The 24,844-nt window shown below is 60.1% G+C and carries 27 protein-coding genes and 1 pseudogene; 9 read left to right on the forward strand and 19 right to left on the reverse strand.

What is annotated here, in order from left to right; genetic code table 11:
- Together AC1DVH_RS13200 and AC1DVH_RS13205 are read right to left on the reverse strand one after the other, a co-directional pair.
- Positions 1 to 1,949 (reverse strand): 3-hydroxyacyl-CoA dehydrogenase NAD-binding domain-containing protein (locus AC1DVH_RS13200; RefSeq protein ID WP_477754163.1); only part of this gene is annotated, 1,949 nt, incomplete at its 3' end.
- Between the two features lie 24 nt (positions 1,950 to 1,973).
- On the reverse strand, positions 1,974 to 3,179 hold the full coding sequence (locus AC1DVH_RS13205) for an acetyl-CoA C-acetyltransferase (protein WP_477754164.1): 1,206 nt from the start codon (positions 3,177 to 3,179) through the stop codon (positions 1,974 to 1,976).
- A gap of 602 nt (positions 3,180 to 3,781) precedes the next feature.
- Here AC1DVH_RS13205 and AC1DVH_RS13210 point away from each other — a divergent pair.
- On the forward strand, positions 3,782 to 4,603 hold the full coding sequence (locus tag AC1DVH_RS13210; RefSeq protein ID WP_477754184.1) for a c-type cytochrome: 822 nt from the start codon (positions 3,782 to 3,784) through the stop codon (positions 4,601 to 4,603).
- 118 nt (positions 4,604 to 4,721) lie between these two features.
- Here AC1DVH_RS13210 and AC1DVH_RS13215 read toward each other — a convergent pair whose 3' ends face one another.
- From AC1DVH_RS13215 to AC1DVH_RS13260, 10 genes are all read right to left on the reverse strand, one after another.
- A complete protein-coding gene (locus AC1DVH_RS13215) occupies positions 4,722 to 5,531 on the reverse strand; it encodes a transglutaminase family protein (protein ID WP_477754165.1) in 810 nt (269 codons plus the stop codon).
- Positions 5,528 to 6,478: an alpha-E domain-containing protein gene (locus AC1DVH_RS13220; RefSeq protein ID WP_477754166.1), complete on the reverse strand. Its 951-nt coding sequence runs from the start codon at positions 6,476 to 6,478 to the stop codon at positions 5,528 to 5,530. The genes AC1DVH_RS13215 and AC1DVH_RS13220 overlap by 4 nt, the downstream gene beginning before the upstream one ends.
- Before the next feature lie 12 nt (positions 6,479 to 6,490).
- Positions 6,491 to 7,900, reverse strand: coding sequence for a circularly permuted type 2 ATP-grasp protein (locus AC1DVH_RS13225; RefSeq protein ID WP_477754167.1), 1,410 nt, complete (start codon positions 7,898 to 7,900; stop codon positions 6,491 to 6,493).
- A gap of 373 nt (positions 7,901 to 8,273) precedes the next feature.
- Positions 8,274 to 8,618, reverse strand: a complete 345-nt coding sequence (locus AC1DVH_RS13230; protein ID WP_477754168.1) for a ribonuclease E inhibitor RraB — start codon at positions 8,616 to 8,618, stop codon at positions 8,274 to 8,276.
- A gap of 210 nt (positions 8,619 to 8,828) precedes the next feature.
- The gene (locus AC1DVH_RS13235) at positions 8,829 to 9,062 is read right to left on the reverse strand and encodes a hypothetical protein (RefSeq protein WP_477754169.1); all 234 of its coding nucleotides are present in this window, start codon (positions 9,060 to 9,062) and stop codon (positions 8,829 to 8,831) included.
- A gap of 151 nt (positions 9,063 to 9,213) precedes the next feature.
- The gene (speE, locus tag AC1DVH_RS13240; protein WP_477754170.1) at positions 9,214 to 10,089 is read right to left on the reverse strand and encodes a polyamine aminopropyltransferase; all 876 of its coding nucleotides are present in this window, start codon (positions 10,087 to 10,089) and stop codon (positions 9,214 to 9,216) included.
- 252 nt (positions 10,090 to 10,341) lie between these two features.
- Positions 10,342 to 10,533, reverse strand: a complete 192-nt coding sequence (locus AC1DVH_RS13245; RefSeq protein ID WP_007993066.1) for a PLD nuclease N-terminal domain-containing protein — start codon at positions 10,531 to 10,533, stop codon at positions 10,342 to 10,344.
- An 82-nt stretch (positions 10,534 to 10,615) separates the two neighbouring features.
- A complete protein-coding gene (locus AC1DVH_RS13250) occupies positions 10,616 to 11,146 on the reverse strand; it encodes a hypothetical protein (protein ID WP_477754171.1) in 531 nt (176 codons plus the stop codon).
- A gap of 139 nt (positions 11,147 to 11,285) precedes the next feature.
- Positions 11,286 to 11,804, reverse strand: coding sequence for an ankyrin repeat domain-containing protein (locus AC1DVH_RS13255; RefSeq protein ID WP_477754172.1), 519 nt, complete (start codon positions 11,802 to 11,804; stop codon positions 11,286 to 11,288).
- Between the two features lie 97 nt (positions 11,805 to 11,901).
- On the reverse strand, positions 11,902 to 13,740 hold the full coding sequence (locus AC1DVH_RS13260) for a long-chain-acyl-CoA synthetase (protein ID WP_477754173.1): 1,839 nt from the start codon (positions 13,738 to 13,740) through the stop codon (positions 11,902 to 11,904).
- 382 nt (positions 13,741 to 14,122) lie between these two features.
- On the opposite strand from AC1DVH_RS13260, the gene AC1DVH_RS13265 reads away from it, so the two are divergent.
- Positions 14,123 to 14,401, forward strand: coding sequence for a DUF3509 domain-containing protein (locus tag AC1DVH_RS13265; protein ID WP_108219055.1), 279 nt, complete (start codon positions 14,123 to 14,125; stop codon positions 14,399 to 14,401).
- Positions 14,402 to 14,462: 61 nt separating this feature from the next.
- Here AC1DVH_RS13265 and mtnC read toward each other — a convergent pair whose 3' ends face one another.
- Genes mtnC through aroC form a run of 5 tightly spaced genes read right to left on the reverse strand, consistent with a single transcriptional unit; the run spans position 14,463 to position 18,605 of the window.
- Positions 14,463 to 15,146 (reverse strand): acireductone synthase, encoded by a 684-nt coding sequence (mtnC, locus tag AC1DVH_RS13270; protein WP_477754174.1) that lies wholly within the window; start codon positions 15,144 to 15,146, stop codon positions 14,463 to 14,465.
- A 4-nt stretch (positions 15,147 to 15,150) separates the two neighbouring features.
- On the reverse strand, positions 15,151 to 15,696 hold the full coding sequence (locus AC1DVH_RS13275) for a 1,2-dihydroxy-3-keto-5-methylthiopentene dioxygenase (RefSeq protein WP_477754175.1): 546 nt from the start codon (positions 15,694 to 15,696) through the stop codon (positions 15,151 to 15,153).
- A 20-nt stretch (positions 15,697 to 15,716) separates the two neighbouring features.
- On the reverse strand, positions 15,717 to 16,337 hold the full coding sequence (locus AC1DVH_RS13280; protein WP_477754176.1) for a methylthioribulose 1-phosphate dehydratase: 621 nt from the start codon (positions 16,335 to 16,337) through the stop codon (positions 15,717 to 15,719).
- Positions 16,334 to 17,479, reverse strand: a complete 1,146-nt coding sequence (locus AC1DVH_RS13285) for an MFS transporter (protein ID WP_477754177.1) — start codon at positions 17,477 to 17,479, stop codon at positions 16,334 to 16,336. Before AC1DVH_RS13285 ends, AC1DVH_RS13280 begins: the two co-directional genes overlap by 4 nt.
- Before the next feature lie 34 nt (positions 17,480 to 17,513).
- A complete protein-coding gene (gene aroC, locus AC1DVH_RS13290) occupies positions 17,514 to 18,605 on the reverse strand; it encodes a chorismate synthase (protein ID WP_218431318.1) in 1,092 nt (363 codons plus the stop codon).
- An 83-nt stretch (positions 18,606 to 18,688) separates the two neighbouring features.
- Here aroC and AC1DVH_RS13295 point away from each other — a divergent pair, with 83 nt between their 5' ends.
- Both AC1DVH_RS13295 and AC1DVH_RS13300 read left to right on the forward strand, forming a co-directional pair.
- Entirely contained in the window at positions 18,689 to 19,687 is a 999-nt protein-coding gene (locus tag AC1DVH_RS13295; RefSeq protein ID WP_477754178.1) for an alpha/beta hydrolase, read from the forward strand.
- 99 nt (positions 19,688 to 19,786) lie between these two features.
- Positions 19,787 to 20,578 (forward strand): hypothetical protein, encoded by a 792-nt coding sequence (locus AC1DVH_RS13300; RefSeq protein WP_477754179.1) that lies wholly within the window; start codon positions 19,787 to 19,789, stop codon positions 20,576 to 20,578.
- Positions 20,579 to 20,716: 138 nt separating this feature from the next.
- Here AC1DVH_RS13300 and prmB read toward each other — a convergent pair whose 3' ends face one another.
- On the reverse strand, positions 20,717 to 21,625 hold the full coding sequence (gene prmB, locus AC1DVH_RS13305; protein ID WP_477754180.1) for a 50S ribosomal protein L3 N(5)-glutamine methyltransferase: 909 nt from the start codon (positions 21,623 to 21,625) through the stop codon (positions 20,717 to 20,719).
- 238 nt (positions 21,626 to 21,863) lie between these two features.
- Here prmB and AC1DVH_RS13310 point away from each other — a divergent pair, with 238 nt between their 5' ends.
- The 5 genes from AC1DVH_RS13310 to AC1DVH_RS13330 all read left to right on the forward strand — a co-directional run bounded on the left by AC1DVH_RS13310 (position 21,864) and on the right by AC1DVH_RS13330 (position 24,641).
- The gene (locus AC1DVH_RS13310) at positions 21,864 to 22,454 is read left to right on the forward strand and encodes a cysteine hydrolase family protein (protein WP_477754181.1); all 591 of its coding nucleotides are present in this window, start codon (positions 21,864 to 21,866) and stop codon (positions 22,452 to 22,454) included.
- Positions 22,455 to 22,585: 131 nt separating this feature from the next.
- Positions 22,586 to 22,906 (forward strand): hypothetical protein, encoded by a 321-nt coding sequence (locus AC1DVH_RS13315; RefSeq protein WP_477754182.1) that lies wholly within the window; start codon positions 22,586 to 22,588, stop codon positions 22,904 to 22,906.
- A 78-nt stretch (positions 22,907 to 22,984) separates the two neighbouring features.
- On the forward strand, positions 22,985 to 23,542 hold the full coding sequence (locus AC1DVH_RS13320) for a Smr/MutS family protein (RefSeq protein ID WP_477754183.1): 558 nt from the start codon (positions 22,985 to 22,987) through the stop codon (positions 23,540 to 23,542).
- Between the two features lie 77 nt (positions 23,543 to 23,619).
- Positions 23,620 to 24,165 carry a GTP cyclohydrolase I FolE gene (gene folE / locus AC1DVH_RS13325; protein WP_007988130.1) on the forward strand — a complete coding sequence of 182 codons (546 nt, stop codon included), beginning with the start codon at positions 23,620 to 23,622 and terminating at the stop codon, positions 24,163 to 24,165.
- Positions 24,166 to 24,269: 104 nt separating this feature from the next.
- Positions 24,270 to 24,641: a glutathione S-transferase N-terminal domain-containing protein gene (locus AC1DVH_RS13330; RefSeq protein WP_150724597.1), complete on the forward strand. Its 372-nt coding sequence runs from the start codon at positions 24,270 to 24,272 to the stop codon at positions 24,639 to 24,641.
- Between the two features lie 127 nt (positions 24,642 to 24,768).
- Here AC1DVH_RS13330 and AC1DVH_RS13335 read toward each other — a convergent pair.
- Positions 24,769 to 24,844, reverse strand: a pseudogene (locus tag AC1DVH_RS13335) (glutaredoxin); the annotation flags it as partial.

The following is a 24,844-nucleotide window of genomic DNA, read 5'->3' on the forward strand; positions in this document are numbered from 1 at the left end:
GAGGTCAACACGCCCTCCTCCACACAGCGCACGGTTTCGATGGCTTGCACGAACAGCAAGCGATCACGCACATCCTTCGGCGAAATCTGCCCATCGGTTTTCTCGAAGCGCGCCTTCAACTCCGRCCACAAGTGTTTCTGGCCGCCCACCGGATATTCGTAGAAACCTCCACCGGCAGCCTTGCCCGGACGCTTGAACTCATTGAGCAGCACGTCAATCACGGCAAATGCCGGGTGTTCTATCAGCGGTTTCCCTTCTGCTTGCAAGTCCTTGGCGGTTTGCAGGCGGATATGGCTCATCAGGCTGAGGGAAACTTCGTCAGAGATCGCCAGCGGTCCTACAGGCATGCCGGCTTTACGCGCTTCAGTCTCTATCATCGCCGCGTTGATGCCTTCACCCAGCATGGCGATGCCTTCGTTGGTGAAGGTGCCGAACACCCGCGACGTGAAGAAACCGCGGCTGTCATTGACCACAATCGGGGTTTTCCTGATTTGCAGGACGTAATCGAAGCCGCGGGCCAGGGTTTCGTCGCTGGTATTGGCGCCCCTGATGATTTCCACCAGCGGCATTTTTTCCACGGGGCTGAAAAAATGCAGGCCGATGAACTTGCTCTGGTCGGGCACGGCGCACGCCAGGCCGCTGATCGGCAAGGTCGAGGTATTGGAGGCGATAACCGCGTCCGCGCCGACGACCTTCTGCGCTGCCAACGAAACCTTGGCTTTCAAATCTCGATCCTCGAATACGGCCTCGATGATCAGGTCGCAACCGGCCAGGTCGGCATCGCTTTCGCTGGTTTGAATGCGTGACAGAACGGTGTCGCGTTGCTCGAGGCTCATTTGTCCGCGAGCGACTTTCTTGTCCAGCAGCGCCGCCGAATGCGCCTTGCCCTTCTCAGCCGCCGCGAGGTTGATGTCCTTGAGCACCACCTCGATACCCGCCAACGCGCTGACAAACGCGATACCGGCGCCCATCATCCCGGCACCGAGCACACCGACCTTGCGGGTGACATAAGGCGCAAAACCTTGAGGCCGCGAGCCGCCGGCATTGATTTCGTTGAGCTGGAACCAGAACGTGCCAATCAGGTTTTTCGAGACCTGGCCGGTGGTCAATTCGGTGAAATAGCGGGTTTCGATCAGGTGTGCCGTATCGAAATCCACCTGGGCGCCCTCGACCGCCGCGCAGAGGATTTTCTCCGGCGCGGGCATCGTGCCCTGGGTTTTGCTGCGCAGGATCGATGGCGCAATCGCCAGCATCTGCGCAATTTTCGGGTTTGACGGTGTGCCGCCCGGTATCTGGTAGCCCTTCACGTCCCAGCGCTGTACCGCCGTCGGGTTGGCGAGAATCCACGCCCGCGCCTTGGTCAACAGGTCTTCTTGATCGGTCGCCAGCGCGTCGATCAATCCTGCCTGCAACGCTTGTTGCGGTCGCAGTCTCTTGCCTTCAAGCAGATAAGGCAGGGCTTTTTCCAGGCCGAGCATGCGTACCATGCGCACCACGCCACCACCGCCCGGCAGCAGACCGAGGGTGACTTCCGGCAGGCCGAGTTGCACTGATGGATTGTCCAGCGCCACGCGGTGATGGCAGGCCAGGCAGATTTCCCAACCGCCGCCCAATGCGGCGCCGTTGATCGCGGCGACCACCGGCTTACCGAGGGTTTCCAGGGTGCGCAACTGGCCCTTGAGGGTCAGCACCATGTCGTAGAAGGCCTTGGCCTGGGGTTTGCCGACCTTGATCAGTTCGTTGAGGTCGCCGCCAGCGAAAAACGTCTTCTTGGCCGAGGTGATGATCACACCGGCGATGCTGTCTTTGTCGGCCACCAGGCGCGCAACGCAGTCAGCCATGGCTTCGCGGTACACCGCGTTCATGGTGTTGGCGCTCTGACCGGGCATGTCGATGGTCAGGACAACGATCTGGTCCTGGCCTTTTTCGTAACGAATGGCTTCGTTCATAAGTGGGTTCCTTGAAGTCCGGGCTCAGAGGCGTTCGATGATGGTGGCAATGCCCATGCCGCCGCCGACACACAGGGTCGCGAGGCCATAACGCAGGCGTCGGGCTTCCAGTTCATCGAGCAGCGTGCCGAGAATGGCGCAACCGGTGGCGCCCAACGGGTGGCCCATGGCGATTGAGCCGCCATTGACATTGACCTTGTCCGGATCGACGGCCATGTCCTTGATGAATTTCAACACCACGGAGGCAAAGGCCTCGTTGACCTCGAACAGATCGATGTCTTCAACCCGCAGCCCGGCCTTGGCCAGCGCCTTGCGGGTCGCCGGCGCAGGGCCGGTGAGCATGATGGTCGGGTCGGTGCTGGTGACCGCAGTGGCGACAATCCGCGCCCGGGGCTGCAAGCCCAGCGCCCGGCCCTTGGCTTCGGAGCCGATGAGCATCAGCGCCGCGCCGTCGACGATTCCGGAACTGTTGCCTGGGGTGTGGACGTGGTTGATCCGCTCGACGCGGCTGTAGACCCGCAGTGCGGTGGCATCGAAGCCCATCTGCCCCATCATCTCGAAACTTGGCTTGAGCTTGCCCAGGCCTTCCAGGGTCGATTCGGCGCGGATGAACTCATCGTGATCGAGCAGGACGATGCCGTTCTGGTCCTGCACCGGCACCAGCGACTTGTTGAACGAACCGTCGGCCCGCGCCCGCGCAGCCTTTTGCTGCGAATGCAGCGCATAGGCATCGACGTCCTGACGGCTGAAGCCTTCAAGGGTGGCGATCAGGTCGGCGCCCACACCCTGTGGCGTGAATTGACTGTGCAGGTTGGTCGCCGGGTCCAGCGCCCAGGCCCCGCCATCGCTGCCCATCGGCACCCGGGACATCGACTCGACACCACCGACCACCACCAGGTCTTCGAAGCCGGAACGCACTTTCATCGCGCCAAGGTTCACTGCCTCCAGCCCCGAAGCACAGAAACGGTTGATCTGTACTCCCGCCACGCTGACATCCCAATCGGCCACCTGAGCGGCGGTCTTGGCGATGTCGGAACCTTGATCACCAATCGGTGTCACGCAGCCGAGCACCACGTCATCGACCTGACTGGTATCCAGAGCCGTGCGCCGTTGCAGCGCGGTGAGCAAACCGGCAACCAGGTTCACCGGCTTGACGCTGTGCAAGGCGCCATCGGCCTTGCCTTTGCCACGGGGCGTGCGTAACGCGTCGAAAATCAATGCTTGGGTCATGACGTCCTCGAACCGCAGTGCAGATGGGTAAATACCGAGTGCCCACTCTTGGCCCGAGCCACGTTTGATTCAATGACCGCAGCGCTCACAGACGTTGACGCTCACGCTCAGACGGACGGTAGTCAGCTACCGGATTAACCGATTCAAGACACCAAGCTGTCTAGCCAACGGGCGCCAAAGAAGCTGGCAATAGGCCTCATACCTTTTTTAAAGCGAATCGTAACGACTCCATATGAAATGGATCTAAACCAAGCGCAACGCGGGCTCTAAGGTGAACTTGTACGAAGTTGTCGTCGGGTTTTGCCGAGGCGCTCGTCACTACAGGAAGTGCAACGCTCTGCCACCATGGAGCTATGCGGGCAGGCATCAGGAAATAACAAAAAAGGCGGTCAAGCCATGTTCAAACAATCGAAAGTACGTCAAGCCGGGCTCATCCTTTTCGCCACCACGCTGTTGTTGATATTGCCGAACCTGACCAAGGTGATCGGCTAGTCGCGTCTAAAAGATACGGCGTCACAGTTTTTGAATTGCCACTCTCAAAATGTGACTGGCCCGCTACCCGGGCCAGCGTGGCTGTGCCAATCTTGCGGCACTTGCACGACATGGACTGCGATCACTTGAAAATGCTCATTCTGCTCGGGGCCGTGCTGTTCGGCTCGCCCCTGTATGCCGCACAGCTGAACCTGGAGCTGGGCGCGAACAGTCGCACCTGGCAGACCGAGCAATTGCTCAAGCATCCTCAGGCTCAAACCATCAACATCAGTAACGACGTTTCCTACAAGCGGGACATGAGCTACCGCGCCGTGCCCTTGTCCGCGCTGCTGAACGGCATCAAGCCTGAGGACCACCTGCAAGCCGTGGCCCTGGATGGCTTTGCCGCCGAAATGGCCGCGGCGCCGTTGCTCAATACCCAGGGGGCACAGGCGTGGCTGGCGATTGAAGACCCGGCCAAACCCTGGCCACCGCTGTCGGAAGGCAAGCCAGGCGCCGGGCCGTTCTATCTGGTCTGGAGCAATCCGCAGGCCGGCAACATCAGCCCCGAACAATGGCCGTTCCAGGTGGCGAGCATCAAACGCCTGGCGCCCGTGGCCGAGCGCTTCCCTGCCCTGCTGCCCGATCCGGCGTTGAAGGCGGATGATCCGGTGAACAAGGGATTTGCGTTGTTCCAGAAGAATTGCCTGGCCTGCCATCGACTCAACGGCGCCGGGGACGCGCAATTCGGGCCGGACCTGAATATTCCGTACAACCCGACCGAGTACTTCGGCGCGGACTTCCTCCTGCGCTACATTCGCGATCCACAGAGTTTGCGCCAGTGGCCGCAGGCGAAGATGCCCGGGTTCTCGACCGAGGTGTTGCCGGATGGGGATCTGGGGATGCTGGTGGAGTATTTGAAGCACATGGTGGGGCGCAAGGTGAAGCCGTAACAACATAGTACCTGTGGGAGCGAGCTTGCTCGCGATGGCGTCATTTCAGTCAGTACTTTTGTGACTGACACTCCGCTATCGCGAGCAAGCTCGCTCCCACAGGGATCACCTCTGCCTGTTACTGCTGCTGCACTGAAATCACCGGCGCCGGCGTCGGTGAAACCAGTACCTTGGCGTGCATCTGCTCACACCCGCCGCCCCGGCGCATCCCGCGCACCGGACAGGCATCCAGGTAGTCCAGGCCCACCGCCAGCTTCAGGTGACGTTCCGGCCGGGCCAGTTCATTGGTCACGTCGAAGCTGTACCAGGCATCATCCAGCCAGGCTTCGGCCCAGGCGTGGCTGGCCAGGTGTTCGCTGTTTTCGCTGTACAGATAGCCCGACACATAACGCGCAGGAATGCCCAGGCTGCGGGTACAGGCGAGAAACGCGTGGGTGTGGTCCTGACACACACCGGAGCGTCCGGCAAAGGCCTGGGCCGCGCTGGTGTCCACTTCCGTGGAGCCCGGCGTGTAGGTCATATGCTGGTTAAGGCCATGCATCAGATCGATCAGCGCCGTGCGATCGCGGCGCTGCCTGCATTCCTTCTCGGCGAACGCACGCAGGGCGGCATCGGCTTCGGTCAAACGGGTGAAGCGCAGAAACGGCAGCGCCGACTGGCTCTCGTGTTCGGCCTCACGCCATTCGTCGATATCGACCTGGCCACGGGCGCCGATGATGATCGCCTCGTGCGGTTCGTCCATGGTCAGCACATGCAGGATGTTGCCGAACGGATCGAGTTGCGCCCGCACCGGACGCGGCAGGTCGAGCTGCCAGCTGAGCACGTGCTGACGCTCGCTGTCGTGGGGAGTCAGGCGCAGATACTGGATGCTCGCCCGCACCTTGTCTTCGTAGTGGTAGGTGGTCTCGTGGCTAATGGAAAGTCTCATGCGGCCTCCAGATAAGAACTGTGAATCGCGTTACCCAACTGGCGCACCAGCGGGATGAACTCGGTCAGCCAGGCGTGCAGGCCTTCGTCAAGAATTTCGGTGATGCCGGTGTAGCGCAGGCGTGCGTCCATTTCTGCCGCCAGGCGTTGTGCTGGACGACCATTGGCCCCCGGTAATTGCGCGAGGATCAGGTCGATTTCTTCGGTGCAGGCGCGCAGGGATCGCGGCACATCGGCCCGCAACAACAGCAATTCCGCCACATGCCGGGCACCGGGGGCATCGCGGTAGATTTCCGTGTAGGCCTCGAACGACGACAACGCCCGCAACAACGCGCTCCATTGGTAATAGGCGTGAGCGGTGCCATCGCTGACCGCTTCGGCTTGGTCGCCGGCCATTTCGTAGCGGGCATCGAGCAGGCGCAAGGTGTTGTCCGCCCGCTCGATAAAGGTCCCCAGACGAATAAAGCGAAACGCATCGTTACGCATGATGGTGCCGTAGGACGCGCCCCGGAACAGGTGGGAACGTTCCTTGATCCACTCGCAGAAACGGCTCATGCCGTAGCGACTGAGGCCCTGTTCGGCGATGCCGCGAATTTCCAGCCACGTGGCGTTGATGTTTTCCCACATGTCGGCGGTGATGCGCCCACGCACCGCATGGGCGCTGGCCCGTGCGGCACCGAGGCAGCTGTAGATGCTCGCCGGGTTGGCCGCATCCAGGGCGAAAAAATGCAGCAGCCGTTCGGCATGCAATTCACCATGGCGCTCCAGGTAATCGTCCAGGGTGCCGGTGATCAACAGTGGCATGGCCAGTTCGTGCAAACCGTCGCCACGACCGTCTTGCGGCATCAGCGACAGCGAATAGCTGATGTCGAGCATCCGGGCGAGGTTTTCCGCCCGCTCCAGGTAACGCGACATCCAATACAAATCCGAGGCAGTTCTACTTAACATGACAGGCTTCCTTTAATCCTCGACCACCCAGGTGTCCTTGGTTCCGCCGCCCTGGGAGGAATTGACCACCAGGGAGCCTTCGCGCAGGGCGACGCGGGTCAAGCCGCCGGGCACGACCCGGGTTTCACGACCCGACAGGACAAACGGCCGCAAGTCGATGTGGCGTGGAGCGATGCCGTTTTCGACAAAGGTCGGACAGGTCGACAGCGACAGCGTCGGTTGCGCGATATACGCATGGGGCTTGGCGATGATCCGCGCGCGGAAGGCTTCGATTTCCGCCGCCGTCGCCGCCGGCCCCACCAGCATTCCGTAGCCGCCGGAGCCCTGAGTTTCCTTGACCACCAGTTCTGGAAGATTGGCCAACACGTGGGAAAGCTCAGACGGATTACGACACTGCCAGGTCGGCACGTTCTTCAGGATCGGTTCTTCGTCCAGATAGAAACGGATCATGTCGGTAACGAACGGATACACCGACTTGTCGTCCGCCACCCCCGTGCCGATGGCATTGGCCAGCACCACGTTGCCGGAACGGTAGGACGACAACAGCCCCGGCACGCCAAGCATCGATTCCGGGTTGAAGGCCAGGGGATCGAGGAAGGCGTCGTCAAGGCGACGATAAATCACGTCAACCGCTTTCGGCCCGTCGGTGGTGCGCATGTAGACCTTGTCGTCACGCACGAACAGGTCAGCGCCCTCCACCAGTTCCACGCCCATTTCCCGCGCCAGGAACGCATGTTCGAAGAACGCACTGTTGAAGCGCCCCGGCGTCAGCACCACCACGCTCGGGTTATCGATCGGGCTTGAGCTTTTCAGTGTGTCGAGCAGCAGGTTCGGGTAATGGTCGATAGGAGCGATGCGTTGCGCCGCGAACAGCTCGGGGAACAGGCGCATCATCATCTTGCGGTCTTCGAGCATGTAGCTGACGCCGCTCGGTGTGCGCAGATTGTCTTCGAGCACGTAGTAGGTGCCATCGCCGTCACGCACCAGGTCGACGCCGGAGATGTGCGAGTAGATATCGCGGTGCAGATCCAGGCCCTGCATCGCCAACTGGTACTGCTCGTTGGCCAGCACCTGCTCGGCCGGAATGATGCCCGCCTTGATGATGCGCTGTTCGTGGTAGAGGTCGGCGAGGAACATGTTCAACGCCTTGACCCGCTGGATGCAGCCGCGCTCGACGACGCGCCACTCGCTGGCGGGGATGCTGCGGGGAATGGTGTCGAAGGGAATCAGGCGCTCTGTCCCTTGCTCATCACCGTAGAGCGTGAAAGTAATCCCGGCGCGATGAAACAGCAGATCGGCCTCGCGTCGCCGTTGTGCCAGAAGCTCGTCAGGCGTCTCGGCCAGCCAACGGGCAAACTCCCGATAATGCGGGCGGACCTGGCCGCCGGCATCGTACATCTCATCAAAATAGTTGCGGATCATGCCGTACTCCTTGTCACTCGGACGTCCAGACCTTCGCAAGGCCCGTGCCATCGGCATAAACGCTTAGATTTCAATCGGTTGGATAATCAAGACGCACGCGCCGCACCAATCCTGTGCGACAAATGCCCCAACCTGATTGCCCCCGCTTCATTGCAAGGCGCTGTGATCGCCTATCACCAGCATAGTCTGTAGGAGCCAGCTTGCTGGCGAAGGGGCCCCTGAGTCATGCGTCGCTCTTCGGGGACGCCTTCGCTGGCAAGTCGGATCGCCGCACCGCAGCTCCTACGGGGTCGTGTTCAATGTCCTGTCGGCGAAAACGAAAACGGCCAACCCGAAGGTCAGCCGTCATTGCCGGTTGTCACTGTTCATAAGATTATGCGAGTCGCCCTCGTACCTCTTGTTTCACACCCCAGCCTTCGATGATGCCGCCCAACGGCTCGACCACCGCTTCGAAACCCTGTTCGAAATCGCCGATGTCGTCGTAGGTGGCATACATGACTTTGCACAACTCCAGCGCCCAGGCGCCATCGTCGCGCACACTGACTTGCGCATCCAGGGCTTCACCACGGTGGAAATGACCTGCCGCCCTGCGTGCCCGCTCCTCGTCCGGGAAAATGGCGTAGAACTCGATGGGATGAAACCGCGAAAAGTCAAAACCGCCTTCTTTCATGCGGCGCAACACGCTGCTGCTGATGTCTTCTTGATAGGCTGTGCTCATGAAACGTCCTCCTCAAAACGATGGATAGACTTTCCGTACTCCCTCACCCGCAACCGAACAGCGCGAGCGACGGCAACCGATGTGCCGGCGGGAAACAAGCATGGAGCTGACAAGACCAGACCTTAGCGATTCATTCGCTGATCTCGCTTGCAGAGTAGCCTCAAGATAGAGCCTCTGCCAAGGCCTGGATGTGAATGCGACAGGTGCCGTTCAGATTGGAGTAATGCCGAGGATTTGAATGCTGTTCTGGGTCTTGAGGTTCTTGACGCTGGCGTCAGCGGTTCGCCCTTCCAGATCGTTCAGATCCAGTTCGGCGGCAATAGGAAGGAGCCGGGCCTTGATGAGTTTGGCAGCGCGTTCGTTATCCGGGCACTCGTCGCACTCAAAGACTTCGTCGACAGTTTCACCGTGATCATCCACGAAAGTGATTTTCCACTTTTGCATCAGAGCCTCCTAGAACAAACCCGCAAATGGGCTTACATCTATCTGGACTTTTGCCCTGAGTGATCGTTCAAACGGTTTATGGGGTGTTGGCATGAAATCATGGAACTGTGGGAGCGAGCCTGCTCGCTCCCACAAGGGTTGCGTCCTACTTTCAGTCGTTGCTTGGCTTGCCCACAGCCTGCAGAACGTACTGCGGCAAGGCGAAGGCGCCGATGTGGATTTCCGGGTTGTAGTAGCGGGTGACGATGCCGCTGCCGGCGAAACGCTGTTGCAGGGTTTCACGAGACAGTTGGCGATAAGCGGTATTGGTGGCGCCCCAGGCGAAGGTCATCGAGCCACCGATGTAGGTCGGCACGGCGGCCTGGTAGAAGTGCCAGTCCGGGAACAGGCTGCGCAGGCGACCGGCGGTGGTCTTCACTTCTTCGATCTGCATGAACGGCGTGCCGTTCTGCGTCACCAGAATGCCGCCTTCGTTCAGGCAGCGGTGGCAGGCCTGGTAGAAGTTTTCCGAGAACAGCACTTCCCCCGGTCCGATCGGGTCGGTGGAGTCGGAAATGATCACGTCGAATTTTTCAGTGGTGGTGGCGACGAAACGCATGCCGTCGTCGATCACCAGGTTCAGGCGTGGATCTTCGAATGCACCTTTGGAGTGGTTCGGCAGGAATTCCTTGCACATGTCGACCACGGTGCCGTCGATCTCGACCATGGTGATGTGCTCGACACTGCGGTGCTTGGCCACTTCACGCAACATGCCGCCGTCGCCGCCGCCGATGATCAGCACACGCTTGGCGGTGCCATGGGCGAGGATCGGCACGTGAGTCAGCATTTCGTGATAGATGAACTCGTCGGCTTCGGTGGTCTGGATCACGCCGTCCAGCGCCATCACCCGGCCCATGCGCGGGTTCTCGAAGATCACCAGGTGCTGGTGCTCGGTGCGCACTTCGTGCAGCAGTTTTTCCATGCGAAAACGCTGGCCGTAGCCTTCGTAAAGGGTTTCCAGGTAGTCGCTGGTCGGGGTGTTGCTCATGGGAAGTGCTCCGATGAATGCGGGTGGCAACGGACGGTTACCCGCCCATGATGGTCATTCGATCGTATCGATTGACCGGGAAAGGCGCGCATTCTACGTCGCGGAACATGACAGGTCGAACCTTCGTCATCGAAGTACCCGCAGAACATTGTGGGAGCGAGCCTGCTCGCGAAGCGGCCGATGCGGTGTCAGTGGCTCCGCGTTATCGTTCTTCGCGAGCAGGCTCGCTCCCACAGGTTCAGTGTCGCCTGTTCAGAATTTGACGTTGCCCCGCGGTCCGGCGATGGCCCAGATGATCAGTCCCAGCACTGGCAATAGCGCAATCAGCAGCACCCAGAGGATTTTCATCCCGGTCTCGGCGCTACTTTTGAAGACGTTGATGATGGCCCAGATGTCCAGGGCAAAAATGATCAAGGCAACCAGGCTGTTGAACGTGGAACCCATGGTGACGCTCCTGAAGAGTGATTTGCCCTCTCAGGATAGACGGTCGTCGCGAGGGTTCCTTTTTATTGACAGTGTTTGGCTATCAGACGTGGATCGCCACTTTCAAGGCTTCCAGGGATGGCGCGGCCACGATGCCGACTTCGGCGCTCAATTCCAGCACGCGTGGCAGGTCATTGCCGTAGACCAGCACCACCTGCAACTCGTCATCGAGCAACTGGCTGAAATTCATCAGCGTGTAGCCACCGTTTTCCTTGTTCATGCTGCTCATCTGCACCTGGATGCGGTTGAGCGCGGTCAGGGCTTCGGTCTTCGCCAGTTGCTTGGGCTTGAGATTGAACTCCACCCCCGGACCGAACGAGGCGACGATTTGCGCGAACAGATCCATGTAGGTGTCCGCCTGGAACAGCACCGTTTCCGGCAGGCTGCCGACCACCACCCACTCACCCAGCGGGATCGGGAAGCTGTCGTCGTAGTTGATGTCCGGATTGGCGGTCAGGAAAGCATCCTGATCGGCGTAGGCCTGGGCCGCTTCGTCCGCGACCTTGAGGATTTCGTCTTCGCCCATGCACCCGGAGCTGATTTTGCTGATGAGTTCGACAAGTGCGGCTTTCATGGAGCGGATCCTGTAGCGAGGGGAATGTTGAGGGCGCGAAGGATAGCGCAAGCCAAAAAAGATCGCAGCCTTCGGCAGCTCCTACAGGTGTACGCCACTCAATGTAGGAGCTGCCGAAGGCTGCGATCTTTTAAAGCAATCAGCCAATCAGCTTCTCAAGCTGAGCAACCGTATCGGTAGCGCCCATGGTTTTAGCCGCTTCCAGCGCGGTGATGCCATTGGCGTCCTTGGCTTTCGGGTCGGCGCCCTCGCCGATCAGGTAATCGACCACTTCAACGCGGTTGAACATCGCCGCCATCATCAGCGCCGTGCGGCCATCGAAGGACGAGCCTTCAACCTGCGCGCCACCCTCGACCAATGCCTTGATCACCGCCAGGTCGCCCTTGAAGGCGGCGCCGGCAATCGGGCTCTGGCCGTTGTCGTTGCGGATCTCCGGGTCGGCCTTGTGCTCCAGCAGGACTTTTACCGTGTCCACATGTCCGTGGTACGCGGCCAGCATCAGCAAGGTATCGCCCTTGTGGTTACGCAGGTTCGGCGGCAAACCCTTGGTCAGCAGCGCGGCCATCATTGCCGCATCGCCCTCCCGTGCCTTGTTGAATACCTGTTCGGTGAATTCGGCGGCTTCTTCGGGGGTCATCTGGCGGCTTTTGTCTGACATTGGGCACTCCCTTTTCTGTCATTCGTAAAAGCCGACAGTTTCCCGAGCGGCCCCGGCACTGTCACTTGTTTTTTCTCATGGGCCGCCATAGCCAGATTCAATAGCGGTACTTTCCGTCGTGAATGTCGGACAACAACTGCTCGGTGACCTGCACGTAAGTCTGGGTCCCCGGCAGCCAGGCATAGATCGGGTCATCTCCGGTTTTACCCGGGTCGAAGGCCTCGTCCCTGAGTCGGGTCTTCTGATATTTGAACGTTCCGGTGGTTTCCATTTTCACTTTCACCCGCAGGAACAACGGCACCGCATAGGCCGGCATTTGCTCACGGGCGAAGGCCAGCAGTTCGCTGAAGTCCAGGGTTGCCAGGGATTCGGCAGGCGTGATCGCCGCCATCCCGGCGCGGCCATTGGTGTTGCGGATTTCCACGCCATAGGCCACGGCTTCGGAAATATGCGGGTGTTGCAGGAGTATGTTTTCAACCTCCGTGGTCGAGACGTTTTCGCCCTTCCAGCGGTAGGTATCGCCCAGGCGGTCGACAAACTGCGCATGACCGAAACCGATGTTGCGCAACAGGTCGCCGGTGTTGAAGTAGCGGTCACCCTTCTCGAACACATCCTGGAACACGACCTTGGCGGTTTTCTGCGGATCGGTGTAGCCGTCCAACGGTGCCTTGTCGTCGATTTTCGCCAGCAACAACCCCTGCTCGCCCTTGGCGACCTTGCGCATCAAGCCATTGGCCTGACGAATCGGCGCGCCGCTGTCGTGGTCGTACGCGACTAGCTCCCAGGACATCAGGGAAAAACCGATGGTGTTGTCGAAATTGAGAATATTGGTGAAACCGATATTGCCATCGCTGGCGGCGTACAGCTCACAGATGTGATTCACCGCAAAGCGGGTCTTGAACTCGCTCCAGGCGCCGGGACGCAGACCGTTGCCGATCATTTTCTTCACATCGTGCCGGCTGTCGTCGGCGCTGGGCGGTTGATCGACCAGGTAGCGGCACAGTTCGCCGACATAACCGATGGTGGTCGCCCGGTACTTGCGCGCATCGCTCCAGAACTGACTGGCGCTGAATTTGCGGCGGATGGCGAACCCGCTGGCACCACTGACGGCCGCCCCCCAGCACACGCAAAGGCCCGTGGCGTGGTACAGCGGCAAGGTGCAATAGACGACATCGTCGGGGCGCATGTCCAGGGCGATCATGCCGAAGCTCGCAGAGCTGCGCATCCAGCGTCCGTGCTTGAACACGCCAGCCTTGGGCAGGCCAGTGGTACCCGAGGTGTAGATATAAAAACAGGGATCGTCGAAGAAAATCTGCTGGCTGCCGGGTGGGTTTTCGCTGGCATCGTCGAGACTGGCGGTCATCAGGTTGATGAAACCTTCAGGCGCGATACCCGGTTGGCGAGAGGTGTCCTGATCGGCGACGAACCAGGTTCGGTCAGCCTTGATCGACACCCGATCACGCACCGTCAGGTACGCCGGGACCAACTCTTCACCGACAACGATCGCCACCGGCGCCACCAGATTCACACTGTGCACCAGGGTGTCGCGGGTCTGCGAGGTATTGAGCAGCGCACTGATCGCGCCGACCTTGGCCACCGCGAGAATCGTCACCAGCAGTTCCGGACGGTTCTCGATAAAGACCGCCACCACATCACCCTTGCCGATGCCTTGGCCGATCAGATGATGGGCGATGCGATTGGCCCATTGGTTGACCTCGGAGTAACTGAGCGTTACGTCGCCTTGCAACAGCGCCGGGCCATCCGGGTTGCGCAACGCAGCTTGCTCGACACTCCAGCCCAAACCACACGCCTGGGTCGGGTCCTTGACGTTGGCGGCCTTCATGCCCTTCACCACCCGGGGGATGGCCTTGGCGATGGAAGGCAACTTGCGGAGCATCATGCCCCAGGTAATCGTGTCGTTCGACGTACGGCTCATGATTGCTCCCGTTCGATCTTTTTTTATTGTCGGGTGGCTATGACTGAGCCCGAAAATACGTCAACGGTTCTTGAGCTGTACACGCGGTTTTTGAAATGTTTTGTATCCGCGATCTTGATCTACGATCTTGATCCGCGATCTTGATCTGCGATAGCGCTGCGCGAAGATGATCCCGTGCGCGCCAATTGGTTCCATCGAGTCGCCGACGTACCTGCAAAATGCAGGATGCACGATGGCCATTCATGCAGATTGCACGAAAGCAAAAATCACCAAAAACAATAAGCTATTGATTTTATTAACACTTAACCACTGAAAATACTGGCACAAAGGCTGCAACAGTCTCCCCATGCTTACCATTCAAGTCATCACGGAGCTGAACGACATGAGCCTTATCCAGGAAAAATTTTCGTCCTTGTTCTCCAACTTCGCAGTCACTACCCAGGACCGCCCTGATGGCGGGATTCTGCTGACCTTGCGCAGCGCCGACGGCAGAGAATTCATGCGCTCGATCTCCTACCAGCAATTGCACAATGGCGATCAACTGTCCTGGGTCATCAGCGCGATTCGCCGTGACCTCGCTGAACAGGCCAGCGAATTGCCGCAGATTTCCATGCTGCAGAGCCAGCAACGGTTTGCCCTGCCGACCTATCACTCGCTGTAAAAAACATTGTGGAAAAACACTGTAGGAGCGAGCCTGCTCGCTCCTACAAGTTGTGTAGTGCTTAGAAGGCGGCAGGATCGATCCGCGCAAAGCTGTCCACGGTGACATGCCCTGCCAGTTCACCGCCCTCACGGGCCAACCCGCAAGTGGCCATCCCCGCCACACGCGCCGCCTCGAGTTCTTCGACGATGTCCGACAAAAACAGAATCTGTGCCGCCTCGACCTCAATCGCCTGCGTAATGTTGGCGTAGGACTGCGCTTCGCGCTTGGGCCCTGAAGTGGTGTCGAAGTAACCACTGAACAACGGTGTCAAATCCCCCGCCTCCGAGCAGCCGAAGATCAACCGCTGGGCCTGGATCGAACCGGACGAATAAACAAAAAGTTGATAACCGTCCTGATGCCAGTGCTTGAGCGCGTCAACGGCGTCCGGGTACACGTGCCCCTTCAACTGCCCGGCCAGATAGCCCTGCTCCCAGACCATTCCCTGCAACGCTTTCAACGGAGTGGCCTTGCGGTCTACGGCAATCCAGCCCAGCAGGATCTCGACAACGCGCTCGACATCGGCGTCCGGCTCATTGCTGTCGCGGCGCACGGCAGCCAGTTGCTCCGCCACATCGGCGCGTTCGGCGTGCTGACGGACAAACGCCGGCAAGTGTTTGGCGGCATAGGGGAACAGCACGTCGAACACAAAACTCACCGCGCTGGTGGTGCCTTCGATGTCGGTGAGAATCGCTTTGATCGGCATCGACTCAGTCCTCCAGGCGTGGGAATTGGCTGGCGATGTCTTCGCCGGTGAAGTTGGCCACCCAGCCTTCCGGATTGTTGAACAGGCGGATCGCAATGAAATGCGGGTGCTCGCCCATGTCGAACCAGTGTTTGGTGCCCGCCGGCACCGAGATCAGGTCGTTTTTCTCGCAGAGCACCGCGTAGACGTAATCGTCGATGTGCAGGGTAAACAGGCCACGACCGGCGACGAAAAATCGTACTTCGTCTTCGCCATGGCGGTGTTCGTTGAGGAACCTGGCACGCAGTTCGGCTTTTTGCGGGTGGTCGCTGTTGAGGCTGATCACGTCAACGGTGATGTAACCGCGTTCGGTCATCAGCTTGTCGATTTGCTCTTGATAGGCGGCGATCACTTCATCCTGGCTGGCGCCCGGCTGGAGTTTTATCGCGGCCTGCCAGCGGTCGAAACGCACGCCCTGCTCGGCCAGGGTCGAGGTGATGTCTTCGAAATGGGTCAGCACCTTGTTGGGGATCTCAGGGCTGGAGACGTGATAAACGGACAGGCTGCTCATCAGGGCAACTCCTTAACGGTTCATGCTTTAAAGAGCGAGCGCATCTTCAACTCGCACTCGAACAAAAATTCAAAGGCCTCGATCTGCCGCAGGGCATCGCTCATGCGCGCGCCCCAAGTGTAGAGGCCGTGGCCGCGAATCAGGTAGCCGACGCAATCGGGATGGGCGTCCAGCCAAGGCTGCACCTTGGTGGCCAGGTGCGCAATGTCCTGATCGTTGTCGAAAATCGGCACGCGCACCCGGGATTCGTGGGTGGTCACACCACTGAAGGCTTTTTGCAGTTCGTAGTCTTCGAACTCGATGAAGTCTTGCGGCGTCAGGCGCGACAGCACGGTGGCATTCACCGAATGGGTGTGCAACACCGCACCGATCTCAGGGCGCCAGCTGTAGAGCTGGGTGTGCAACAGGGTTTCGGCGGACGGCTTTTTGCCCGGTTCCAGGCTGTTGCCCGACAGGTCAGTGGCCAGCACGTCGTCCATGCCGAGTTGCCCCTTGTGCTTGCCGGACACGGTCAGCAAGGCTTCGGTCGGCGACAGGCGGGTCGAATAATTGCTGCTGGTGGCCGGCGACCAGCCGCGGCCGTACAGAAAACGCCCGGCGTCGATGATTTCCTGGGCGAGGTGTTCACGGGTAAGGCTCATGGCCTGTCCTCTTGCATACGTGTGGCAATGATAACGGCAGCCGCGACGGCTGCGAGACTGGCAATACTAAAGGTCCATGCCGCACCGAGGGCATTCCAGCTGTAGCCGGAATACAACGCGCCCAATGCACCACCGGTGCCGGCCAGGGCGGCGTACAACGCCTGACCCTGGCCTTGCTGGCGCGCACCGAAACTACGTTGCACGAATGAAATGGCAGCGGCGTGAAAGCTGCCGAAGGTTGCCGCGTGCAACACCTGGGCGAACAACAGCACCCAAAGAAATTCTGCGAGCGAGCCCAGTAACAGCCAACGCAACGCCGCCAGCAGAAAACTGGCCATCAGCACCCGGCGCAGCGAGAAGCGGGCAAGAATCCGGCTCATGGCCAGAAACGTCAGCACTTCGGCGACCACGCCGACCGCCCAGAGCATGCCGATCACGCCACGGCTGTAACCCAGGCGCTCAAGGTGCAAGGTCAAGAACGTGTAATACGGCCCGTGGCTCATCTGCATCAGCGCCACGCAGGCGTAAAACGCCAATACGCCAGGGTTGCGCAGTTGCTTGAGGAAACCCTCCCCCGCCACCCGGTTGCCCGGCGCCGGTTGGGCATTGGGCACCCACAGGCTGCTGAGGACGATACCGGCCATGATCAACACCAGCGCCGCCGGGTAGATGTCCAGGCTCAGCCATTCGAACAAACGCCCGAGCGCGACCACGGTAATGATGAAACCGATCGAGCCCCACAGGCGAATCTGGCTGTAGCGCGAGGTCTGGCCCTGCAAGTGCGCCAGGGTGATGACTTCGAACTGCGGCAACACCGCGTGCCAGAAGAACGCATGCAAGGCCATGACCATGGCCAGCCAGGCGTAGGTCTTGCTGACGAAAATCAGCGAGAACGTCAGCAGCGTGCACACCGCGCCAAAGCGCACGATGGCCAGCCGCCTACCGGTGTAGTCGCCCAGCCAGCCCCAGATATTCGGCGCCACGCAGCGCATCAGCATCGGGATCGCCACCAGCTCGCCGATGCGCGCGGCACTGAATCCGAGGTGATCGAAGTACAGCGCCAGGAACGGTGCTGTCGAACCGAGCAAGGCGAAATAGAACAGATAGAAACTGGAGAGCCGCCAGTACGGGAGCGCCGCCACGCCTGTCAAACCGCAGCGGCTGCGAGGTCAGCCATTAAAGCTGACCCAGCACCGGCGTGCTCACGCGCACATCGGCGTTCTGCCCACGGTGGCGCAGCAGGTGGTCCATCAACACGATGGCCATCATCGCCTCGGCAATCGGCGTGGCGCGGATGCCGACGCACGGATCGTGACGGCCCTTGGTGATAACTTCCACCGGGTTGCCGTGAATGTCGATGGAACGGCCCGGTGTGGTGATGCTCGACGTCGGCTTCAGCGCCAGGTGCGCAACGATAGGCTGCCCGGAGGAGATACCGCCGAGAATGCCGCCGGCATTGTTGCTGAGGAAACCTTGCGGGGTCATTTCATCGCGATGCTCGGTGCCACGCTGGGCGACGCTGGCGAAACCGGCGCCGATTTCCACGCCCTTGACCGCATTGATACTCATCAGCGCATGGGCCAGTTCGGCGTCGAGACGGTCGAAGATCGGCTCGCCCAGGCCCGGCATCACGCCTTCGGCGACCACAGTGATTTTCGCGCCGACTGAATCCTGGTCGCGGCGCAACTGGTCCATGTAGGCCTCCAGTTCCGGCACCTTGTCCGGGTCCGGGCTGAAGAAGGCGTTCTGCTCCACCGAATCCCAGGTCTTGAACGGAATTTCGATCGGCCCGAGTTGGCTCATGTAGCCGCGAATGACGATGCCCTGGCTGGCCAGGTATTTTTTTGCAATCGCACCGGCCGCGACGCGCATCGCGGTTTCGCGGGCCGAGCTACGGCCGCCGCCGCGGTAGTCGCGCTCACCGTATTTGTGGTGGTAGGTGTAGTCGGCGTGGGCCGGGCGGAACAGATCCTTGATCGCCGAGTAGTCCTTGGACTTCTGGTCGGTGTTGCGGATCAGCAGGCCGATCGAGCAGCCAGTGGTGCGACCTTCGAACACGCCAGAGAGGATCTCGACTTCGTCGGCTTCCTGGCGCTGGGTGGTGTGGCGGCTGGTGCCGGGTTTGCGGCGGTCCAGGTCGCGCTGCAGATCCTCCAGGGATATCTCCAGGCCCGGCGGGCAGCCGTCGACAATGGCGACCAACGCCGGACCATGGCTTTCGCCCGCGGTGGTGACAGTGAACAGCTTGCCGTAGGTATTGCCGGACATGCAGGACGCTCCGTGAAATGAACCTGAATACGTAATGCGCGCCAGTATACGCAGGCTACCCAAGTAGTTCATCCTCGAACCTTATGGGTGCCTGTGAGTCCAACTGGCATCTTCTGGATGATGGCGCGATGATGCTGCGAGTTCTTGCCTTGAGCCTTACCCTGATTTCCGGCTTCGCCCAGGCGACTGTCCTGCAACGACCGATCACATTGGATACCGGCACCGGCGAGCTTTTCGGCTCGCTGTTACTGCCAAAATCCGACAATCCTGTGCCGGTTGTCCTGATCATTTCCGGCTCCGGCCCTACGGATCGCGACGGAAACAACGCCGACGGCGGGCGCAATGACAGCCTCAAGCGCCTGGCCTGGGTGCTGGCCAAACACAACATCGCCAGCGTGCGTTACGACAAGCGCGGCGTGGCCGCAAGCCTGGCCGCCACGCCGGACGAGCGCAATCTGACGGTAGAGGCCTATGTGTCCGATGCCGAAGCCTGGGGCCAGAAGCTCAAGTCCGATCCGCGTTTCGGCAAATTGATTGTGCTGGGTCACAGCGAAGGTGCCTTGATCGCCAGCCTCGCTGCGCCGGGCATCGATGCCGACGCGGTGATTTCCGTCTCCGGCAGCGCCAGGCCGGTTGATCAGGTCATCCGCCAGCAACTGGGCAATCGCCTGCCTCCACCGCTGATGCTGCGCAGCAATGAATTGCTCGACAGCCTCAAGGCCGGGAAACCCGACGACAAGGTGCCGCCACCGTTGCAGGCGATTTTCCGTCCGAGCGTGCAGCCGTACCTGATTTCCCTGTTCCGCCAGGACCCGTCCGCGGCGTTTGCCAAGCTGAAAATGCCGGCGCTGATCATCCAGGGCAGCAACGACATCCAGGTCGGCGTCAATGACGCAAGGCTGCTCAAGGCCGCCAAACCGGACGCCGAACTGGCGCTGATCGAGGGCATGAACCACGTCATGCGCATCGTGCCCAACGACGTCAAACGCCAGATGGCCTCCTATAAGGACCCGCAGTTGCCCCTGGCAGCGGAACTGGGCACGCGAATCCTCGGGTTTATTGACGGACTTCGCACCAGTTGACCCCTCTTTACCCTCCAGTCCTGGGAAAAACGGCCGATAAGCCTTTGTCGCCGCCACATTGGTTGGCGACACGCTGAGCTTGGACAGGATCTCGCCGTTATGACTGATACCCAGACTTCACCCGACACCAGCGCTGAAACTGACGCACCGCCAGCGGTCGAGCTGCCCTGGGCGGACGTCCACGTCGAGCACCACAAGATGCTCCGTCTGGCACCGCTGCAGACTGACCGCAACACGGGCGGGCGCCCATTGCGCTTTGTCGAATCAGGTTATGCCGAGCGCAACGACAAGGCGCGCAGCCTGATGCGCATGAGCATCACCCTGCCCGGCCAGCGTGTGCGCAAGGAACAGAATCATCTGGACGTGTGGGTCGATCACGCCGAAAAGCGCGTGCATTTCGGCCCGGACAGCAGTTTGCAGGTTGAACCGCTGAACCGTGGCATTGGCCGCTACCTGGCGGCCCAGGGCATCAACTGGGCGAAGAAACGCTGGCCGACCTACACCGTCGACGGCTTTGACCTGAACAACAAGGATGCGCTGAACGAAGACACCCGCCTGCGCCGCGATCACTTTTTGCGTGTGCACGGTTTCGACGTGGTGTATGCCGATGCCCAACATTTGAAAGGCAGCGTCAAGCCGGTCAAGGTCGGCGACCTTTCTGGCGACTGGAACAGCGAAAAACTGCAGGTCGTGGAGATCCTCGAGGCGGCGCAGATGCTCCAGCAAGCCGAGCAGAACCTGGCCGAGCAGGAAGTCAAACTCAAGAAACACGAAGAGAAAGTCAGCAAGTACAAACGCGAAGACGCCGGGCTGCGTTTCACCATCACCTGTCTGGTGGCGTTCGCGGTGTTTCAGGCGGGATTGCTGATCTGGATTGCCACGCACCGGTAATCGGCGGTGCGGTCATTTCTTGTAGGAGCGAGCTTGCTCGCGATGGACGTTAACGATAACGCGTGCTTTCTGGATAAACACATCGCTCTCAGGTCCATCGTCGGAACGCCGCCCGGAGCAAGCTCGCTCCTACAAAGGTCAGACGCGGGAAGCGAACAACGCCTGATGCTCCCGGCACTGCTGCGCACTCAGCATGAACACACCATGGCCGCCACGCTCGAACTCCAGCCAGGCGAAGTCGACTTCCGGGTACAACGCCTCGACGTGCACCTGGCTGTTGCCCACTTCAACAATCAGCAAGCCCTTCTCGGTCAAATGATCCGCCGCTTCGGCGAGCATGCGCCGTACCAGGTTCAAACCGTCGTCACCGCAGGCCAGGCCCAGCTCCGGTTCGTGCTGGTATTCGTCCGGCATGTCAGCAAAATCTTCCGCATCGACATAGGGCGGGTTCGACACGATCAGGTCGAAACGTTGTCCCGGCAAGCCCTCGAAACCATCGCCCTGCACCGTGTACACACGCTCATCGACACCGTGGCGCTCGATGTTCTGGTTAGCTACTTCCAGCGCTTCGAACGACAGGTCCGCCAACACCACCTCGGCACGCTGGAACTCGTAGGCGCAGGCGATACCGATGCAACCGGAACCGGTGCACAGGTCGAGAATTCGCGCCGGCTCGTTAGCCAGCCATGGGGTAAAACGGTTTTCGATCAACTCGCCAATGGGTGAACGCGGGATCAGCACGCGCTCATCGACGATGAACGACATGCCGCAGAACCAGGCCTCGCCCAACAGATACGCCGTAGGCACCCGCTCTTCGATGCGGCGCTTGAGCAAAAGCTGCAGGTGGACCACTTCGTCTTCTTCCAGATTGCAGTCGAGGTAGCTGTCGGCGATTTCCCACGGCAGGTGCAGCGCACCCAACACCAATTGCCGGGCTTCGTCCCAGGCATTGTCGGTGCCATGGCCGAAAAACAGATCCTCCCCATGGAAGCGGCTGACGGCCCAACGGATATGGTCACGCAGGGTGCGAAGGCGGGAAGTGATCACGACGGCAAACTCCAGAAAAATCGACGGGCGATTCTACCAGTCAAACGACGTTACGACGACGCGGGAAACTACCGATTCAAATGTAGGAGTTATCCGTTTTTTCGCCAGGCTATTGAACAAAATGCGACTATTGACAAGGCTACAGGCCAGCAACGACGGCACCTACGATCGTAGCGATTCACAGAACCGCTCAGCCAGAGGACAATGTCGCAAAAGCCCCACTCCAAGGAGCCCCAGAATGTCTGTTCCAAAAACGATGTTTCAACTCAGCGGTCGCGGCTATGCAGCGGCCAATCTGAGCCATGCCACGCTGGTCATCATCGATGCCCAGAAAGAATACCTCAGCGGTCCCCTGGCCCTGAGCGGCATGGATGAAGCTGTCGCGAACATCAAGCAACTGCTCGCCGCTGCCCGCGCCGCCGGCCGGCCGATCGTGCATGTCCGCCACCTCGGTACGCTCGGCGGGTTGTTCAACCCCCAGGGCGTAGGTGGTGAATTCATTCCGGGCCTGGAGCCACAGAGCGATGAAACCGTCATCGGCAAATTGTTACCAAGCGCCTTTCACGGCACCGAACTGGCCAAACGCCTGGAAGACCTCGGTGCCCTTGACCTGATCGTCTGCGGTTTCATGAGCCACTCCAGCGTCAGCACCACCGTGCGCGCCGCCAAGAACCTGGGTTTTCGCTGCACCTTGGTGGAAGATGCCTGCGCCACCCGCGACCTGCCATACAAGGGCGGCGTGCTCAGCGCCGAACACGTTCATCAGACAGAAATGGCGATCATGGCGGATAATTTCGCCACCCTCGCCCTGAGCCGGGAACTGATCTGATCGACGCTCAATGAGCGGCCTGGTATGCCGCTCATCCGCAAAAACCGCTCAATTGCCGTAATTGTCTTAGCCTCAGGAACATCCCGGTCAACTCCCGGTCGAAGGGCCGATACCCATTGAGGAAGGTCGGAATGAAGTTATCCGATGGTTTTGACGCTCGCCGCTTGCGACCCAAAGGCCAAAGCAACTGGCGTTTTCGAATCGGCGCGACGTTCGCGGCATTGCTGGCGATGTGCGGTGTGTTGCTTGTCATGGCCGGTGTCGCCAGCCTGCTCGGCCACGCACCCGCCCTGGGTGAATTGAACACCAGCCGCGCCGGTGCTGCCGTGATCCTGGTCATCGGCCTGTTCGTGCTGTACCTCGGCGTGTGGCTATGGCGCCGTTGCCGTCGTCGCTCGCGCCAGTCGCGGGAACTGGCCATGTCGCCGCACCTGATGAAAAAACACGACTGAGCCAAGCGTCGCGCGCGTTTTTGTCGCGCCCGATTCGCTTCGAGTTGGGTAAACTGGCCGCCCTTCGCGGAGGCTGACATGCAAGACGACGATTTTTCCCTGTTCAAAAGCGCGATCCAAGGCGTCAAGCCAATCAGGCACGATCGCGCCGAAACCGGCAAACCCAAGGCTGACCGCGCGCAGATTGCCATGCTGCGCCAAGCGGCCACCGTGCGCACCGAATCCACCACCGTAGACGGGCTGTCCGATCAGTTCGTCATCGACGTCGGCCCTGAAGACGAGCTGATGTGGGCGCGTGACGGCGTGCAGGAAAGCCAGATGCGCAAGCTCAAAGTCGGACAGATTCCGTTCGAAGGCAGCCTCGACCTGCACGGCATGAGCGTGGAAAAGGCCCGGGAAACCCTTTGGGCGTTCCTCGCCGAAGCCACCCGATTCGAAATCCGCTGTGTACGCGTCACCCATGGCAAGGCGGTACGCCTGGATGGCAAGCGGCCGATGATCAAAAGCCACGTCAACACCTGGCTGCGCCAGCATCCACAGGTGCTCGGCTTCACCTCGTGCCAGGCGAAACACGGCGGTGCCGGTGCGGTTTATGTGATGCTCAAACGCACCATGATGGAAGGTCGTGACGAGTAAAGCTGACGCGCTACGCTTGCAGCGTCGTGTCCGCCACCGTACCCTTGACCTTTGCGTAAAATCCCACAGGTAGTTTCATGTCCCTGGAACAGAATTACACCGCGATCCTTGGCCAACTGGGCGAGGACGTCTCCCGCGAGGGCCTGCTCGACACGCCCAAGCGTGCCGCCAAAGCCATGCAGTACCTCTGCCGCGGCTATGAACAGACACTGGAAGAGGTCACCAACGGTGCCCTGTTCAGCTCCGACAACAGCGAAATGGTGCTGGTCAAGGACATCGAGCTGTACTCGTTGTGCGAACACCACCTGCTACCGTTCATCGGCAAGGCTCACGTCGCCTACATCCCGAGCGGCAAGGTCCTGGGCCTGTCGAAGGTGGCGCGGATCGTCGACATGTACGCCCGTCGCCTGCAGATCCAGGAAAACCTCAGCCGCCAGATCGCCGACGCGGTCCAGCAAGTCACCGGCGCCCTGGGCGTTGCAGTGGTGATCGAGGCCAAGCACATGTGCATGATGATGCGCGGTGTGGAAAAGCAGAACTCGACGATGATCACCTCGGTGATGCTCGGCGAGTTCCGCGAGAACGCCGCGACCCGCAGCGAATTCCTCAGCCTCATCAAGTAATTCGCGGCACGAAGAAAACCGGCGTTCATCGCCGGTTTTTTTTCGTCTGCAAAAAATCAGGTAAGCTGCGCGCCCTTATTCATTAGCACCGTGAGGCTTTCAACGTGTTCGTAAAAGCGCTTCGTGTCGGCCTTGGCCAACTGATCATTTTCATCGACTTCATTACTCGTCCAAGCAAGAAAAAGCGCCCCGCCGCCGCTCAGGCCCAGGTCGAATCCGCCGCCAAGGGTCTGACCCTGTATCAATTCCACGCCTGTCCGTTCTGCGTGAAGACCCGCCGCACCCTGCGCCGCCTGAATGTGCCGGTGGCCCTTCGCGATGCGAAGAACAACGAACAGGATCGCCAGACCTTGCTGGAGCAAGGCGGCAAGATCAAGGTGCCATGCCTGCGCATTGAAGAGAATGGCCAGACCACCTGGATGTACGAGTCCAAGGTGATCATTGATTATCTGGACAAGCGTTTCGCGGCAGCCTGATGTTTATGTGGTGATCTGACTGACGCCATCGCGAGCAAGCTCGCTCCCACAGGGGGGCTGTGGTGTGCACAAAACCTGTGGGAGCGAGCTTGCTCGCGATGGCGTCAGTCAGATCACCACATAAACATCAGGCTGCCGCGAAACGCTTGTCCAGATAATCAATGATCACCTTGGACTCGTACATCCAGGTGGTCTGGCCATTC

The organism is Pseudomonas sp. P4_C3, from assembly GCF_056402075.1.

What these genes read in the sequence shown, in the direction of transcription:
- AC1DVH_RS13205 (WP_477754164.1), bottom strand. Translation starts at nt 3,179, where the DNA reads ATGACCCAAGCATTGATTTTCGACGCGTTACGCACGCCCCGTGGCAAA.
- AC1DVH_RS13210 (WP_477754184.1), top strand. Translation starts at nt 3,782, where the DNA reads ATGGACTGCGATCACTTGAAAATGCTCATTCTGCTCGGGGCCGTGCTG.
- AC1DVH_RS13215 (WP_477754165.1), bottom strand. Translation starts at nt 5,531, where the DNA reads ATGAGACTTTCCATTAGCCACGAGACCACCTACCACTACGAAGACAAG.
- AC1DVH_RS13220 (WP_477754166.1), bottom strand. Translation starts at nt 6,478, where the DNA reads ATGTTAAGTAGAACTGCCTCGGATTTGTATTGGATGTCGCGTTACCTG.
- AC1DVH_RS13225 (WP_477754167.1), bottom strand. Translation starts at nt 7,900, where the DNA reads ATGATCCGCAACTATTTTGATGAGATGTACGATGCCGGCGGCCAGGTC.
- AC1DVH_RS13230 (WP_477754168.1), bottom strand. Translation starts at nt 8,618, where the DNA reads ATGAGCACAGCCTATCAAGAAGACATCAGCAGCAGCGTGTTGCGCCGC.
- AC1DVH_RS13235 (WP_477754169.1), bottom strand. Translation starts at nt 9,062, where the DNA reads ATGCAAAAGTGGAAAATCACTTTCGTGGATGATCACGGTGAAACTGTC.
- speE (WP_477754170.1), bottom strand. Translation starts at nt 10,089, where the DNA reads ATGAGCAACACCCCGACCAGCGACTACCTGGAAACCCTTTACGAAGGC.
- AC1DVH_RS13245 (WP_007993066.1), bottom strand. Translation starts at nt 10,533, where the DNA reads ATGGGTTCCACGTTCAACAGCCTGGTTGCCTTGATCATTTTTGCCCTG.
- AC1DVH_RS13250 (WP_477754171.1), bottom strand. Translation starts at nt 11,146, where the DNA reads ATGAAAGCCGCACTTGTCGAACTCATCAGCAAAATCAGCTCCGGGTGC.
- AC1DVH_RS13255 (WP_477754172.1), bottom strand. Translation starts at nt 11,804, where the DNA reads ATGTCAGACAAAAGCCGCCAGATGACCCCCGAAGAAGCCGCCGAATTC.
- AC1DVH_RS13260 (WP_477754173.1), bottom strand. Translation starts at nt 13,740, where the DNA reads ATGAGCCGTACGTCGAACGACACGATTACCTGGGGCATGATGCTCCGC.
- AC1DVH_RS13265 (WP_108219055.1), top strand. Translation starts at nt 14,123, where the DNA reads ATGAGCCTTATCCAGGAAAAATTTTCGTCCTTGTTCTCCAACTTCGCA.
- mtnC (WP_477754174.1), bottom strand. Translation starts at nt 15,146, where the DNA reads ATGCCGATCAAAGCGATTCTCACCGACATCGAAGGCACCACCAGCGCG.
- AC1DVH_RS13275 (WP_477754175.1), bottom strand. Translation starts at nt 15,696, where the DNA reads ATGAGCAGCCTGTCCGTTTATCACGTCTCCAGCCCTGAGATCCCCAAC.
- AC1DVH_RS13280 (WP_477754176.1), bottom strand. Translation starts at nt 16,337, where the DNA reads ATGAGCCTTACCCGTGAACACCTCGCCCAGGAAATCATCGACGCCGGG.
- aroC (WP_218431318.1), bottom strand. Translation starts at nt 18,605, where the DNA reads ATGTCCGGCAATACCTACGGCAAGCTGTTCACTGTCACCACCGCGGGC.
- AC1DVH_RS13295 (WP_477754178.1), top strand. Translation starts at nt 18,689, where the DNA reads ATGGGTGCCTGTGAGTCCAACTGGCATCTTCTGGATGATGGCGCGATG.
- AC1DVH_RS13300 (WP_477754179.1), top strand. Translation starts at nt 19,787, where the DNA reads ATGACTGATACCCAGACTTCACCCGACACCAGCGCTGAAACTGACGCA.
- AC1DVH_RS13310 (WP_477754181.1), top strand. Translation starts at nt 21,864, where the DNA reads ATGTCTGTTCCAAAAACGATGTTTCAACTCAGCGGTCGCGGCTATGCA.
- AC1DVH_RS13315 (WP_477754182.1), top strand. Translation starts at nt 22,586, where the DNA reads ATGAAGTTATCCGATGGTTTTGACGCTCGCCGCTTGCGACCCAAAGGC.
- AC1DVH_RS13320 (WP_477754183.1), top strand. Translation starts at nt 22,985, where the DNA reads ATGCAAGACGACGATTTTTCCCTGTTCAAAAGCGCGATCCAAGGCGTC.
- folE (WP_007988130.1), top strand. Translation starts at nt 23,620, where the DNA reads ATGTCCCTGGAACAGAATTACACCGCGATCCTTGGCCAACTGGGCGAG.